Source organism: Dyella sedimenti, from assembly GCF_022760995.1.
Lineage (GTDB): Bacteria > Pseudomonadota > Gammaproteobacteria > Xanthomonadales > Rhodanobacteraceae > Dyella > Dyella sedimenti.
Genome location: NZ_JAKWJO010000013.1, coordinates 65148 through 79813 on the forward strand (window position 1 = coordinate 65148; position 14666 = coordinate 79813).

A 14666-nucleotide genomic window follows, 5' to 3' on the forward strand; every position below is an offset into this window, starting at 1 on the left:
CTCAGGGCGCCCCCACCGCGGGTGGCAAGGGACGCCAGCCGCGCTCGAAGGCCTGGGTCCACACCAGGGCCACGGGCGTACCGCTGGCGACCTTCAGGTGATGGATGCCCCGCCCGAGCGTCCAGTGGTCGGCTTCGGGGGCGCCATCCAGGCTGGCGCGCAGCCGCTGGTGGCCGTCCGTCAGCACGTAGTCTCCCGGCAGCGCCAGGTCGATCGACTGGTCGGCCGCCGGGGTCGGCAGCATGCGCCCGGCCACCCAGACATCGCCGCCGGCCGGCACGTAGTTGAGCATCACGAAGCGGGCGCTCGCATACGGCAGCCGGCGCAGGATCACCAGCATGGCGCGATGGTCCACCAGCTCGTCGGCGATGGTATCCATCATCTGCCCCTTGCGCAGGCGGCGCATGGCCATGCTCTCGAGCACCGGATAGTAGGGACGCGAACGGAAGATGGCATCGCCCTTGGGATCCATCACGGCATCATGGTCGTCGGTGTAGCGCAGCACCAGTGCGAGCTCGTCGCGCTGCGCCGCCAGCTCGTCGCGCCAGGGCGGTGCGTCGGCGATCATGGCGACCAGTTCGGCGCCCAGCGTCGCCAGCAACAGCGCGGCGCGCAGCTGCGGGCGCCGTTCCAGCCACGCCAGCCGCGAGACCCAACCGCCCCCCGACAGTACCAGGGTCGGCAACACGGGCAGGAAATCCTGCTTGGTGACCAGCGGCCAGACGAACCAGATCAGCAACAGGAACAGGCCGCCCTGCAGGGCGAAGAATACCGTCCAGTCGAAGGCATCCCCCGCCCGGCGCCTGGCCTCCCGTACCGAAAGCACCAGCAGCACCGCCGCCAGCAGCAGGAACCACAGCAGTTGCTGCGCGGCGTGGCGCTTGCTGGCGCCGCCGACGTTGTACCCGGCCAGGCCGTACCACGCGTCCGCCAGCACGCCATGGGCCGCCAGCCAAATCGCGAAGGCCGCCGGCACCAGCAGCAGGCCAAGCGCGGCCGCCGCCCAGCAGCGCACGCCACCGCGCGGCGCGGTAGCCGGACACATCAGGCGCACCACGCCGGCGGCGACCACCGTGGTGACCAGCAGCACCAGGGTTTTCTGCGAGACCGCCAGCGCGCATCCCATGCACAGGCCCGCCACGAAGTAGCGCCAGGCGCGCGGCGGCGCGCCCGCCACGAACGCGAGCCCCAGCAGCCACATGGCCATCCACATATCGTCCGTGCGGAACTGGCCGCTGACCACGAAGAAGCGTGGGAACAGCCCCGCCACCAGCATGACCACCAGCGCCACCCGCCAGCCATAGAGCCGCCGGGCCATCCAGCCGGTAGCGCCGAGCGCCACGAGATACCAGCCCTGCATGGCCAGGCGCAGCCAGGTCAGCACATCCGGACGGTCGGACAGCCAAGCCAGCAGCGGCGAATGCAGCCAGCCGAACAAGGGGCCGTGGTTGTCGAACACGTCGCGGTAAGGCAACAGGCCCTGAGTCCAGGCCCAGGCCACGTGCGCATGCTGGGCCTCGTCGGAATTGAGCGTGTACGCATTGAGCCATGCCAGTCGCAAGACCAGCAGCAGCAACAGAGAGATCCACGGCCAGAGGGGAAGGCGATGCAGCGGGGACTTCATGCCGCCAGCCTAGGCAGGCGGGCTGTCAATCAGCTTTCCCGGAGTGCTATCGCCAGCGCGCGAGCAATTCGAGCAGCAGCAGGTCGCCGCGCAGCGGGCCGCGTAACGATTCGCGCGTGCGGTTGGCCTGCATGTACCACTGGTCCAGCGCCTCGTCGTCGAGCTGGCTGGCCAGCAGCGCGTTGCCCGCCGCGGCGCGCGCCTTCATCTCGTCCGCCACCGCCTGGGCCGCGAACCACAGGCGCTGCCCGGGCTCGTTGTCCAGCCAGCGCCTGGCGACTTCCATCGCCTCGCCCCGGCCCGCGGCGAGCGCGCCCAGGTCCTTGCGCACTTCCTGACGGCGCGCCAGCGCGCCCTCCTCGGCCCACGCCCGCGCCAGCCCCGGATTGCCGCCGGCCGCCTCTAGCGCCGCCTCGGCGCCCTTCACGCCAGCCTGCCGCAGCCAAGCCAGCGCCTGCTCGCGCGTGGGCAGGTGGAATTCGATGCGCTGGCAGCGGCTGCGGATGGTCTGCGGCAGGCGCCAGGGTGCGTCGGCCACCAGCATCAGCAGGGTCTGCGGCGAGGGTTCCTCCAGCGTCTTGAGCAAGGCATTGGCCGCCGCCGCGTTCATGGCATCGGCCGGATCGATGCACACGACCTGCCAGCCGCCGAACTGGCTGGCCATGGCCAGGCGCGCGGACAGTTCGCGGACCTGGTCGACCACGATCTCGCTGCGCTGCACGCCGTCCTTGCGCAGCCCGTAGCCGAGCACCGCGAAGTCCGGATGGGTGCCCGCCGCGAACAGCAGGCAGCTGCGGCACGCGCCGCACGGTTCGCCATCCCGTGCCTGCATGCACAACAGGCCCTGGGCGAAGCGGCGCATGAAGTCGCGCTTGCCCAGTCCCGCCGGGCCGCACAGCAGCAGCGCGTGCGGCATGGCATCGCGCGCGCGGCGCGCCTGCAGGCGGGACCAGTGCTCGGCATGCCAGGGCATGGTGCTCATGCGGCGGCTCCAAACAGGTGTCGGGTGGCGTCGATGGCCGCGGCCAGCACGCCGGCCGGCGTGAGGCTGGCGTCGATCACGCGGAAGCGCGAAGGCTCCGCTGCGGCGCGCGCGCGATAGGCAGCGCGCACGCGCTCGAAGAAGGCATCGGCCTCGACCTCGATGCGATCGGCCTCGCCACGGCCCGCGGCCCGCGCGCGGCCGGTGGCCACGGGCAGGTCCAGCAGCAGGGTCAGGTCGGGACGAAGCTCGCCGACGCTCCACTGCTCCAGCGTGGCGATGCGCTCCTCGGGCACGCCGCGCCCGCCGCCTTGATAGGCATAGCTGGCGTCGGTGAAGCGGTCGCACAGCACCCACTGGCCCGCCGCCAGCGCGGGCGCGATGCACTCGCGCACCAACTGCGCGCGCGAGGCGAACATCAGCAGCAGCTCGGACTCCGCGCACATGCCACGCTGCGCGGGGTCCAGCACGATGGCGCGCACCGCCTCGCCCAGCGGCGTGCCGCCGGGTTCGCGGGTGAGCACCAGGTCCACACCCTGGGCGAGCAGATGCTGCCGAAGCCCCGCCAGCAGGGTGCTCTTGCCGGCGCCCTCGCCGCCTTCGAGCGTGATGAATTTGCCGCGTGAGGTCATGGGCAGCGCTTCAACTGGTAACAGGCCACGTTGCGATTGTGTTCGTCCAGCGTACTGGAGAACACATGGGTGCCGTCACCCTTGGCGACGAAATACAGCTCCGAGCCGGCGGCCGGGTGCAGCGCCGCCTCGATGGCCGGCTTGCCGGGCATGGCGATCGGCGTAGGCGGCAGGCCGGGGCGCGTATACGTGTTGTACGGCGTGTCGGCGGCCAGGTCGGCCTTGTGGATATTGCCGGCGTAGGCCTCGCCCATGCCGTAGATCACGGTGGGATCGGTCTGCAGCAGCATGTGGTCCCGCAGCCGTCGCGTGAACACGCCGGCGATGCGCGGACGCTCGTCGGCGCGCCCCGTTTCCTTCTCCACGATCGAGGCCAGGATCAGCGCATCGTACGGCGTGGCCAGCGGCAGGTCCTTGTCGCGCCGGGGCCACAGCGCGTCGAGCGTCCTGGCCATCGCCGCGTGCGCGCGGCGCAGGATGTCGAGGTCGCTGTCGCCCTTCACGTAGGCATAGGTTTCCGGCAGGAAGCGTCCCTCCGGCGATTCGCCCGGCGCGCCGATCCGCGCCATCAGCGCGGCCTCGTCCAGTGCGGCGCCGTCCTGGCGCAGCTTGTCGGCCTTGGCCAGGGCCTGGCGCAGCTCGCGGAAGTTCCAGCCGTCGACGATGGTGAAATTGCGCTGCAGGACCTTGCCCGCCGCCATGGCCAGCAGCAGGTCGCGCGGCGTCATGCCGGCGGTGAGCGCATATTCGCCCGCGTGCAGGCGGCCGGCCACGCGCAACTGCTCGGCAAGCACGCGCCAGTACAGCGGGCCGGCGGTGGTCGCGCGCTGTGCGCGCAACATGCCGACCACCTCGCGCAGGCTGCTGCCCTTGCCCACGTCGATGCTCGGCGCCGGCGCGGTCACCGCCAGCGGCGTGCGCACGAAGCGCTGGTAATCCATCCAGCCATAGGCGATGGCGGCGGCGACCGCCGCCAGCACCAGCACCGCCAGGACGCGCCACCGCGCACGTCCCTGCATGTTCATTCGACTCATGCCTGCTCCATCGGAAAACCCAGGCCGCGCCAATGCCGTTGCAGGGCACGGGTGACCGGGCCAGGAACATACACGGTATCGTCCACGGCCTGAACAGGCAGGATGCCCCGCACGCTGGAACTCAGGAACAGCTCCGAGGCATCCCGCAGCGCTTCTTCCCGCAGCGGCCTGACCTGGGCATCCGGACTGGCCGCCAGGATTTCCGCGCGCGCCACGCCCGCCACGCCGCAGCGATCCAGCGCCGGTGTCACCAGCACGCCACCGATCACCGCGAATACGTTGGCCATGGTGGCCGAGACCACATGGCCTTCCGGATCGCGCAGCAGTCCTTCCTGGATGGCGGGATCGCGCCACTCGGCGCGCGCCAGCACCTGTTCCAGCCGGTTGAGGTGCTTGATGCCGGCCAGCCGCGGTTGCGGCGCCAGGCGCAGCTCGCACCAGCGCGTCCGGATGCCGAGCGCATAGCCCTCGCCCCGCATCGGCGGTGCATCGAAGGCGGCCACGATACGCGTGGGCCGCGGCAACGGTGGCGGCGCGTAGCCGCGCTCGCCCTGGCCACGGGTCAGCGTGATGCGCACCACGGCCTGCGGCAGGCCATCGGCCACCGCCAACGCTTCATGCAGCAGCTGCGCCGGCTCGGGCGCCGGCAGGCCGAGGCGACCGCAGCCTTCGGCAAGGCGTTGCATATGGCGAGGCCACAAAGGTGCCCCGCCACGCTCGAACCGGATCGTCTCGAACAGCCCGTCGCCATACGACAACCCGCGATCGAGCACGGACACCGTGGTCGCCGGCGCACCATTCATCCATACGCGCATCGGCGCCGGCATCAGCCCGGCACTCCCAGCGCGCGCAGCAGGCCGCGCGCCTTGGCGCGGGTTTCCTCCAGTTCCTTCTCCGCCACCGAATCGGCCACGATGCCGGCGCCGGCACGCAGCGTCACGTCGCAGCCGGACAGCGCGAAGGTGCGGATCAGGATATTGAGGTCCAGGTCGCCGTTGCGGTCCAGGTAGCCCAGCGCGCCGGTATAGGCGCCGCGCGGCGCATCCTCCAGCGCGGCGATGATTTCCATGCAGCGCACCTTGGGGCAGCCGGTGATGGTGCCGCCCGGGAAGGTTGCCGCGATCACCTGTCCCGGCGTGACCTCGGGGCGCAGGCGTCCGCGCACGTTGGAGACGATGTGGTGCACGTGCGCATAACTCTCCACCACCATCAGCTCATCCACTGTGACCGTGCCAGGCACGCAGACACGCCCCAGGTCGTTGCGCTCCAGGTCGATCAGCATCACATGCTCGGCACGTTCCTTCGGGTGCGTGCTCAGCTCGCGGATGCTCGCCGGCTCGTCGTCGCCCGGCATGCGCGGCCGCGTGCCGGCGATGGGACGCGTCTGCGCCAGGCCATCGCGCACTTCTACCAGCCGCTCCGGCGACGAGCTCACCACCGACCAGCCGGGCTGTTGCAGCAGGCCGGCGAACGGCGCCGGATTGGCCCGCCGCAGCGCGGCGTACAGGGCGGCCGGCGATGGCGCCGCCGCATAGCGCGCGTGCCATGCGCGGGAAAGATTGACCTGGAAGATGTCGCCGGCTTGCAGGTGCTCGTGGATGCGCGCCACGCCATCGAGGAAGCGCGCCGGCTCGTCCTCGCCGCAGGCGATGGGCGCCGCGAGCACGGGCATCGGCGCTCCCGCCTGCAGGTCGGCCTCCATCGCATCAAGCAGCGCCTCGTGCCCCGCTTCGGCCAGCAGCACCGTGCAGTCGCGCGCGTGGTCGACCACCACGGCCGCGGGGCAACGCAGCGCCAGCGCCACCGGCAAGGTCGCGGGAGCGCGCAGGCGCAGGCGCGGTTCGATCTCGCCGGCCAGCTCATAGGCCAGCAGCAGGAGCCAGCCGCCATGGAACGGCAGATCGTCCGCCTCGCCCCGCGTCGTGCGTTCGGCCTGCCATGCCCGGTCGAGGGCATCGAGGAAACGTCCCTCGCGTTCGTGCCCCTGCCCGTCGCGCAGCCGACCGTCCGCGTCCAGCGCCAACCGATCCTGCGGAAACGCGAACAGGATGTCGTAGCGCGCCTGCGCGGAGCCGTGCGTGACGCTCTGCAATAGTCCCGGATAGCGCTCCGGAAATGCAGCGGCCGGCGCGAGCAAGTCGCGCCGGCCGTGCAGGGTACGCCGATGGAGCGCGGTCACACCCGGCGGAACGCCAGCGTGCCGTTGGTGCCGCCGAAGCCGAACGAGTTGGAGATGGCCACGTCGACCTTGGCCTCGCGCGCAGTGTGCGGCACGAAGTCGAGGTCGCAGCCCTCGCCCGGCTCGTCCAGATTGATGGTGGGCGGCAGTACCTGGTCGCGCAGCGCGAGGACGGTGAAGATCGCTTCCACGCCGCCGGCTGCTCCCAGCAGATGGCCGGTGGCCGACTTGGTCGAGCTCATCGCCAGCTTGTAGGCGTGGTCGCCGAACACGCGCTTGGCGGCCAGCACCTCACCCAGGTCGCCCAGCGGCGTCGAGGTGCCGTGCGCGTTGATGTACTGCACGTCGGCCGGGTCGAGGCCGCCATCCTTCAGCGCGCCTTCCATGCTGCGCGCCGCACCCTCGCCGCCCTCGCTGGGCGCGGTGATGTGGTAGGCGTCGCCGCTCATGCCGAAGCCGATCAGCTCGGCGTAGATCTTCGCGCCACGCGCCTTGGCATGCTCGTACTCTTCCAGCACCAGCACACCGGCGCCGTCGGACAACACGAAGCCGTCGCGGTCCTTGTCCCACGGACGGCTGGCCTTGGTCGGCTCGTCGTTGCGGGTCGACATGGCCTTGGCCGAACAGAAGCCCGCCATCGCCGTGCCGGTGGTGGCGAACTCGGCGCCGCCGGCCACCATCACATCAGCGTCGCCGTACTGGATCATGCGCGCGGCCAGGCCGATGTTGTGCGTGCCGGTGGTGCAGGCGGTGACGCAGGCGATGTTCGGGCCCTTCAGGCCGTACATGATCGACAGGTGGCCGGACACCATGTTGATGATCGAGGAAGGCACGAAGAACGGCGACACGCGGCGCGGGCCTTTTTCGTGCAGCTCGATCGAGGTGCGCTCGATGGTATGCAGGCCACCGATGCCGGCCGCCACCGCCACGCCGATGCGCGGCGCGTTGTCTTCCGTCACCTCCAGGCCGGAATCACGCAGGGCCTGGGTGCCCGCGGCGATGCCGTAGTGGATGAACGGATCCATCTTCTTGATCTCTTTCGGGGCGATCCACTGTGCCGGATCGAAGTCACGGACCTGACCGGCGATGCGCGTGGCATAGGCGGTTGCGTCGAAATGGGTCACCGGGCCAATGCCGCTCACGCCCTTGAGGATGTTGTCCCAGGCCGTCGCGATATCGTTGCCGACCGGCGAGATGATGCCGAGTCCGGTGACAACCACACGTCGTTTGCTCATGCTGATCTTCCCTCGTGTTTCCGTGGTGCCGCCTGCGCCGGCCTTGCCACGTCATCCGGGCCGCAGGCGCGCATCCGCGCACCATACGGGATCGGACGTTGCAAAATGCAGAAACGAAAACTGCGCCGATGCGGCGCAGCTTCCGGTATCGCCAGTGGACGGACGCATCAGGCGGACGCGCCGGTCGCCAACGGGGCGATCACTCCTTGGTGTGGGCCTTGATGTAGTCGACAGCCTGCTGCACCGTGGTGATCTTCTCGGCCTCTTCGTCCGGGATCTCGGTCTCGAACTCTTCCTCGAGGGCCATCACCAGCTCGACGGTGTCCAGCGAATCAGCGCCCAGATCGTCCACGAACGAAGCGTTCGCCGTGACTTCCTCCTCCTTCACGCCCAGCTGCTCGATGACGATTTTCTTGACGCGCTCTTCGATGGTGCTCATGTTGCCAATACCTCCCAAGGAGTAGTTACCTGTCTCGCCGGCCACCGGGCCGGCATATGGCCGGCGGATTGTAGTGGCTAAGCCGCATGGCCGCCACGATCCTCCGGCGAGGGTCAAACGCAGGCCACGGGACCGGCGCGAAAGAAGCAATTGTCGCCTAAAACGCTGCCGCTTGCGACAACTCCTTGTTAAGCCGGCCCGTGCCGGCGCATCGGGCGCCCTTCCAGCAGGCTGGAGCGGCGCCCGGTCGTTTCAAACAATGCAGGCAGCCACAGGACTTGCCGCCGCTGCCTCACAACCTACGGCATGTACATGCCGCCGTTGACATGCAGGGTCTCGCCTGTGATGTAGGACGCCGCCGGGGATGCCAGGAAGGCCACCGCCTGGGCGATGTCGCGTGCCTCGCCCAGACGGCCCAGGGCGATCTGTCCCAGCAACGCGGCCTTGGATTCCTCCGGCAGCGCGCGTGTCATGTCGGTATCGATGAAACCCGGCGCCACCACGTTGACGGTGATGCCGCGCGAGCCGATCTCGCGCGCCAGCGACTTGGAGAACGCGATGATGCCGGCCTTGGCCGCCGCGTAGTTGGACTGGCCCGGGTTGCCGGTGAGCCCGATCACCGAGGCGATCGAGACGATGCGGCCCTTGCGTGCCTTCATCATGCCGCGCATCACCGCCTTGGAGGCGCGGTACACCGAGGTGAGGTTGGTATCGAGAATGGCCTGCCAGTCCTCGTCGCGCATGCGCATCAGCAGCTGGTCGCGGGTGATGCCGGCGTTGTTGACCAGGATGGAAACCGGGCCGAACTCCTTGGCGATGCCGTCGACCAATGCCTCGATGGCACCCACCGCGGTCACGTCGAGCACGCGGCCATGGCCGCCCTGCACGGCCAGGCGCTCGCCGATCGCCGCCGCCCCGCTTTCGCTGGTGGCCGTGCCGATCACCGTGGCACCCTGCGCGGCCAGCTCGTCCGCGATCGCCGCGCCGATGCCGCGGCTGGCCCCCGTGACCAGGGCGATTTCACCTTGCAGTGTCTTGCTCATCTCTCGTTTCCCTTTGGATGGCTGGACGTCGATCCGTCCAGCCTGCGAAACCATGTCGTCGCTCACGCCCACTCGACGCGGGCGGCTTCCAGCTCGGCCGGCGTACCGATCGCGCGGGCATCGACGCTCTTGTCGATGCGCTTGGCGAGCCCGGCAAGCACCTTGCCCGGACCGGCCTCGGCCATGCGCGTGGCGCCGCCGGCGACCAGCGCCTGCACGCATTCGGTCCAGCGCACCGGCAGGTACAGCTGGCGCTGCAGCGCGGCGCGGATGTCCTCCAGCGTGGTATAGCTGCGCGCCTCGGCATTCTGCACCACCGGGATCGAGGGCAACTGCCAGGCGATCGAGGCCATGCGCTCGCCCAGGCGGTCGGCCGCCTCGCGCATCAGCGCGCAGTGCGACGGTACCGACACGGCCAGCTTGATCGCCTTCTTCACGCCCAGCTCGGCCAGCCTGGCCAGCGCGCGGTCCACTGCCTCGGCATGGCCGGCGATCACCAATTGGCCCGGCGAATTGAAGTTGGCCGGCGCCACGACCTGCCCCTGCGCCACTTCGTCGCACACGGCTGCGATCTGCGCATCGTCAGCGCCGAGGATGGCGGCCATCGCCCCCACGCCTGGCGGCACCGCCGCCTGCATCAGCCGCCCGCGCTCGGCCACCAGCGCTGCCGCGTCGTGCAGCGAGAGCGCGCCGGCACAGACCAGCGCGCTGTACTCGCCGAGGCTATGGCCGGCCAGCTGCGCCGGCCGCGCGCCGCCCAGCTTCTGCCATACCCGCCACACCGCCACGCTGGCGGCCAGCAGCGCCGGCTGCGTGTTCTCGGTGCGGTTGAGGTCCTCTTCCGGCCCCTGCTGGCTCAGCGCCCACAGATCGATGCCGGCCCCCTGCGAAGCCTCGTCGAAGGTGGCCTTCACTTCCGGATGGGCCGCGGCCAGTTCGGCCAGCATGCCGACCGATTGCGAGCCCTGGCCCGGGAAAACGAATGCGAGCGTGGATGCGGTCTGGGTCATGGAGCGTGGAGTTTCCGGAAAGCCAAAAAGCGAATGGTGCCAGCATTGCGCGCCATACGCAGCTGTATTCGCCCCTATCTCGTCATTCCGGCGCGGGCCGGAATGACGGGCAAAAAAATGCCGCCCGGTGAGCGGCATTTTTCCATGGAGCGACGCTAATTGGTAGCAGACGCCCCATGACACCCAAACTATCGCGAGATAGTTTGGGTGCATGAGCTGGAGAACCCCGTCATCACTTAAGTGGCTGATCATAAAGAGATCAAGGCTGTCTGGCGAGCTGGAACGCTTGCTGCCAAAGCTTGATTCGCTAAGAGGCGAATTTGAGCAAATGGAAGCTGACGTGAACCGGCTGCGCGACCAGCTCGCGGCTTTGGACCGCACGTTCCTTCTTCACGACATACAGATAGATCCGACGGGGATCGAACCCGTCATCCCCCATCGGCACCCGAGGCTCTTTCCCAATGGCCACATGGGTCGCCATATCCGCCGCATATTGGCCGAGCGTGAGTATGGCGAATGGACCACTACCCCGGAGATAGCTCGGAAAATCATGGAGCATCTGGGCATTTCCGAGACTGAGGGCGCCGGTGGCGTCTATCGATCGATTCGGCGAGCAGTAAGAAACCGATTGCAGTCCCTAATGCAGGCTGGTGAAGTTGAAAGGATCATCGGCGCAACGACAAATAAGAACGCTCCCGGAGAGGATCAGAGTCGTTGGCGCTTGATTCGTCTTGGCACCGCCATGTCGCGATCTAAGTTAGACGATTGAGAAAATAGTCCAATCCAAGCTCTTCCTTGCGGTGATGGCCTTGCCAATATCCGCGCCACCATTCCGACTTTCCCTGAGTCAGTAACCCACGGAGAATCGTCAGTACTTGATCACGCTGAGATAGCTTGCGGTTCGTTTCCCGCCAGGCAAATTCCGCCGCGTAATCTTGCAAATATTTCGGCCTGAATCCGTGGAAGGCACCGTACTCGCCACGTCGAAGACGACTGTTGAACGTCTCAGCCATGTTGTTCGAAACGCCCTCTGGCGTGCTGAACCGTTCTGCATGCGGCACCCAATAATGTTCCCATAAACCGGATAGAGCCCCATAAGCCCCGCCCTCATCGGTCATCACGATAGAACCGGGAGTAATGAACTTCTCCGCAATGCGCTTCACGTCCGCTGCGTTCTCCGAACGACAAACGAATGCCATGGTCCTGGCAGACCCGTTCCCACGGCCTGCAGAGGAGCATATCGAGATCACGGTGCGCTTATCCGCCCGTCTCTCCCAGTTCTCTCGGGTCATACCCGCTTCGATCCAAGGCTTCGCGGTGTTCTGTATTTTCTTCCTACCAAAGCGCTTTGCTATGGCATCAGCGGGCATCTTAATCCTGCAGTTCGGCTTCCTTGGCTTTCCACAAAAGTAACCGCCATCCATATGGACGATGCCATCAAGCGGAGCCAAATCGATATTCTTCAGGAATGACTCCCGAATCTTTCCTGCGAGCACCTGGCACGTCTTCGGCGTGATGCCTAAATCACGGCTCATCAGGAGTAAGGTCGAACCTTTGACCTTATTGGCAAACATCAGTGCTGCCAGTACAAGCTGCTTGAATGAAAGTTTGTGGCCGTGCAACAGGGAATGCGATGTGACACTGAAATCCCGATTGCAATCGGCACAGCACCAGCGCCGACGCTTGTGCTTTCTGTAGTGTTTGCGCATCACGCCGCACCAGGGACACACCTGCATGCTAGGGGAACCCCATCTGATCTCAGCCAAGAGGTTCTCTGCTTCGTTTTCGGACATTCTGAGCACAAAGGGGGCAAAATTCCTTGCCTCCTTACTGTGCAAATGGTGCTGCGCCATCTCCGGTCCTAAGACAAGCGAAGGAGAGCACCCCCGGCAACCGCTGGGGGCGAGTGGGGCCGAAAGCCGGCCACCGGGCGCACAGCAGCCTGCCGCGCCTACTGAGGCTCGTTGCAAAGTGCTGGGCTATGACGCAAAATGGGATCGCAGCCGCTGAAAACTGCACATCCAACGAAGGCCCAGTTACCCCTGCCAGGGAACTGGGCCTTCGTTCGTCTAGGGACCCGGATTTTTAAACACGGGTTGTGCTCATCTCATCGGATGTTGGTGCTCCGGGTTAAGGGGACGGGTGTACCTAGCCTTAGGCCATTGATACGTTGCTGGGCTGTAGTTATGCGCTGACTCTCGTTGAGCCACCGGTGCTTAGATCGCGATCGATCGATTCGATCCAGTGCGTCACGTCCCTGGTTCGCGCGAACCAGCCTTTTCGTCCATCCAGGCGACACATCGCGAATGGCAGGCGCCCTCTTCGTCGCGCCGATGTAAACGCCTCCAGCGACGGATAAGACAGAAGATCCGCTGCTTTTGCCGCAGGAATGAAGGGGCCAAAGCTAAGCAAGAGAGTTAATTCCAGCGGTGATCTGTACATGGAGAATCAAGCCGGCGCGAATGACGGGTTAGGCATATGCTCTACTAATCGAACGCGCGCCGTCAACGAAAATCCAATACATACAGTGGCTTACGTCAAATTAGTGCAACAACACGTTTCTTGGCGTGGCTTAGAAAATTGTCGTTATGTCTTTTTGACGTGCAGCGGGATCAATCAAACGAATGAGGAGCCAGCCCAATGTGGCGCCTCCATGACTTTTTTAATACCGCGAAAATGCCAAAATATTAATTTAATATCGGTCTTCGAAAGGGGCGACGCGTGTATCGCGCGTACACTTTGGTGTGTCCAGAGGACGCTCATCCATGACCAATGAATCTTCTTCGCGGGGATTTCTCGAAGCCGGCTGGCATATCAGCTATATGATCTATCACGCCACGGGAGAAGGGGTGCGGATATGTATTGCCGTGGCAGCCAGCCAGGAGTACGCGGAAGAAATCCTCAAGAGCAAGATCGACGGATATTTTTATCGTGCGATCAAGTCGTCGCTGATCGCCGCTGATAGAGGCGACGAGGTCAAGCGGATGCTTCAATGGATCCCCGATGCCGTAAAAAAAAGCCTCGGGGAAATGCCGCTGGGAGCAGGCGAATACTATGCAGAGCTGTACTACAACCTAGGTTAGCGGACCGCGCGGGGACGGTCAGCATGACTGCGAAGGGGAATACGGTGGATCTGTACCTGGATTGCGAGTGGGCTGACGTTCTCGCATCGGAGCTGGTATCGATAGCGCTGATATCGGCCGATGGTCTGCACGTCTTCTATGCCGAACGCGACCCCCTTCCAACTGATCCCGTGCCGTGGGTTCGATCCGTGGTGTATCCGCTGCTGGAGCGAGGGGCGGCCGCCATGGACGACGCAACACTGGCACGGCGATTGCGTGATTTTTTGGCTGGCCTTTCGAAGCCATCAATTCATTACGACTTCGGCCATGATCGGAGTCTTTGCCAATACGTCATCGATGGGCTGGAGGTTTCCGAGCCCCAAGGTCCGGCTCCGGAGGTGGCGTGGGTGCGTTTGGAGGGGTTGCACGCCGCATGCGAACACTGGTGGCGTGAACACCCGGAGCTGTGTGGTAAACGTCACCACGCGCTTATCGACGCCATGGCGTTGCGTGGGGCAGCAATGGCCAGTGCGATTTAGGGCGTTACTTTTCCACCGGCGCTCGAACGAGAACGTATGTTTTGCCCCATCGAGCAATGGCAACGTCGTTACGTTGGTTCGAATTTCGTGCCACAGGAATGGCACAGCCAGGATCGCAACCAAGCGCGGTGGTGTTCACTCTGTACGACGTTATATCGCCAGCGGAGCACAACCAGGATTACGCCCACACCGATAAGCGAAGCGCTGATCCAGAACTTGCCCCAATCTACGCCGAAAAACGTATGCCTCAACTTCAGCGCGTCGTACATGATGATGGCACCTACAGCCACGAGGAGAAGAGGTGAAAGCAAACTCTTTCCTGTTGGCGGCGCGGCACTGGAGGCCAAGAGAGACTGCCGATAGCCGGACGTTTCTATAGTTTCGCCTGGCCCAAAACCATCTTGCACGTGATGGGAAGCTCCAAACCGAGTGGTGCCTGCAGCATGGATCACGGCCAGGCGCTGCACGTTTTCGCCGTGACAATGCGGGCAAATCATCGGGCCTCCACAGCTTACATTCCAAATGGCGACGCCCTTGGCGCCGCGCTTTTTGTAGAATATATTCCGTGGATTGACGCTCTCGCAAGCGGCACCGTGCCTTTATGGCACGGAGTTTCGACCAGGTCCGAAAAATTTTGGCGCAAAACATCCGTGCGCTTAGGGATGAGGGGCAGTTGTCCCAAGAAGAATTGGCGCTTCGCGCCGATGTTGATCGGACCTATGTCAGCCAGATCGAGCGTGCGATCGGCAATCCGTCCCTGTTGGTCCTGTGCAAGCTGAGCGTGGTGCTTGGCGTGGATGTCAAGCAGCTCTTCGATCCTATTTAGAGCCGCTAACAAAACCGGGTTGAAGGCTGGTTCGCGGGTGGCAAAATTGCAGCATGGCCCG

The 14666-nt window shown here is 65.6% G+C and carries 15 protein-coding genes; 3 read left to right on the forward strand and 12 right to left on the reverse strand.

Going from position 1 to position 14666, the window contains the following annotated elements; genetic code table 11:
* Position 1 precedes the first annotated feature (1 nt).
* From MJ605_RS19045 to fabD, 10 genes are all read right to left on the reverse strand, one after another.
* On the reverse strand, positions 2-1624 hold the full coding sequence (locus MJ605_RS19045; RefSeq protein WP_243043126.1) for an ArnT family glycosyltransferase: 1623 nt from the start codon (positions 1622-1624) through the stop codon (positions 2-4).
* 46 nt (positions 1625-1670) lie between these two features.
* A complete protein-coding gene (holB, locus tag MJ605_RS19050) occupies positions 1671-2606 on the reverse strand; it encodes a DNA polymerase III subunit delta' (protein WP_243043127.1) in 936 nt (311 codons plus the stop codon).
* Entirely contained in the window at positions 2603-3238 is a 636-nt protein-coding gene (gene tmk, locus MJ605_RS19055; RefSeq protein WP_243043128.1) for a dTMP kinase, read from the reverse strand. The genes holB and tmk overlap by 4 nt, the downstream gene beginning before the upstream one ends.
* On the reverse strand, positions 3235-4272 hold the full coding sequence (mltG, locus tag MJ605_RS19060) for an endolytic transglycosylase MltG (RefSeq protein ID WP_243043129.1): 1038 nt from the start codon (positions 4270-4272) through the stop codon (positions 3235-3237). Before mltG ends, tmk begins: the two co-directional genes overlap by 4 nt.
* On the reverse strand, positions 4269-5099 hold the full coding sequence (gene pabC / locus MJ605_RS19065) for an aminodeoxychorismate lyase (protein ID WP_243043130.1): 831 nt from the start codon (positions 5097-5099) through the stop codon (positions 4269-4271). Before pabC ends, mltG begins: the two co-directional genes overlap by 4 nt.
* A complete protein-coding gene (locus MJ605_RS19070) occupies positions 5099-6451 on the reverse strand; it encodes an aminodeoxychorismate synthase component I (RefSeq protein ID WP_425601034.1) in 1353 nt (450 codons plus the stop codon). Before MJ605_RS19070 ends, pabC begins: the two co-directional genes overlap by 1 nt.
* A complete protein-coding gene (gene fabF, locus MJ605_RS19075; RefSeq protein ID WP_243043131.1) occupies positions 6448-7686 on the reverse strand; it encodes a beta-ketoacyl-ACP synthase II in 1239 nt (412 codons plus the stop codon). The genes MJ605_RS19070 and fabF overlap by 4 nt, the downstream gene beginning before the upstream one ends.
* A gap of 199 nt (positions 7687-7885) precedes the next feature.
* Entirely contained in the window at positions 7886-8125 is a 240-nt protein-coding gene (acpP, locus tag MJ605_RS19080; RefSeq protein WP_019466215.1) for an acyl carrier protein, read from the reverse strand.
* Between the two features lie 299 nt (positions 8126-8424).
* Positions 8425-9168, reverse strand: coding sequence for a 3-oxoacyl-ACP reductase FabG (gene fabG, locus MJ605_RS19085; RefSeq protein ID WP_243043132.1), 744 nt, complete (start codon positions 9166-9168; stop codon positions 8425-8427).
* A 62-nt stretch (positions 9169-9230) separates the two neighbouring features.
* Positions 9231-10178: an ACP S-malonyltransferase gene (gene fabD / locus MJ605_RS19090; RefSeq protein ID WP_243043133.1), complete on the reverse strand. Its 948-nt coding sequence runs from the start codon at positions 10176-10178 to the stop codon at positions 9231-9233.
* 211 nt (positions 10179-10389) lie between these two features.
* Here fabD and MJ605_RS19095 point away from each other — a divergent pair, with 211 nt between their 5' ends.
* The gene (locus tag MJ605_RS19095; protein WP_243043134.1) at positions 10390-10947 is read left to right on the forward strand and encodes a hypothetical protein; all 558 of its coding nucleotides are present in this window, start codon (positions 10390-10392) and stop codon (positions 10945-10947) included.
* Here the strand turns inward: MJ605_RS19095 and MJ605_RS19100 are convergent.
* Positions 10931-12031: an IS1595 family transposase gene (locus tag MJ605_RS19100; RefSeq protein WP_243043135.1), complete on the reverse strand. Its 1101-nt coding sequence runs from the start codon at positions 12029-12031 to the stop codon at positions 10931-10933. The genes MJ605_RS19095 and MJ605_RS19100 overlap by 17 nt on opposite strands.
* Positions 12032-12943: 912 nt before the next feature.
* Here MJ605_RS19100 and MJ605_RS19105 point away from each other — a divergent pair.
* Positions 12944-13261, forward strand: coding sequence for a hypothetical protein (locus MJ605_RS19105; protein WP_243043136.1), 318 nt, complete (start codon positions 12944-12946; stop codon positions 13259-13261).
* Positions 13262-13305: 44 nt separating this feature from the next.
* Positions 13306-13779 (forward strand): hypothetical protein, encoded by a 474-nt coding sequence (locus tag MJ605_RS19110; protein ID WP_243043137.1) that lies wholly within the window; start codon positions 13306-13308, stop codon positions 13777-13779.
* A gap of 511 nt (positions 13780-14290) precedes the next feature.
* Here the strand turns inward: MJ605_RS19110 and MJ605_RS19465 are convergent.
* Positions 14291-14666, reverse strand: a 376-nt coding sequence (locus MJ605_RS19465) for a hypothetical protein (protein WP_243043138.1), incomplete at its 5' end; no start/stop codon positions are given.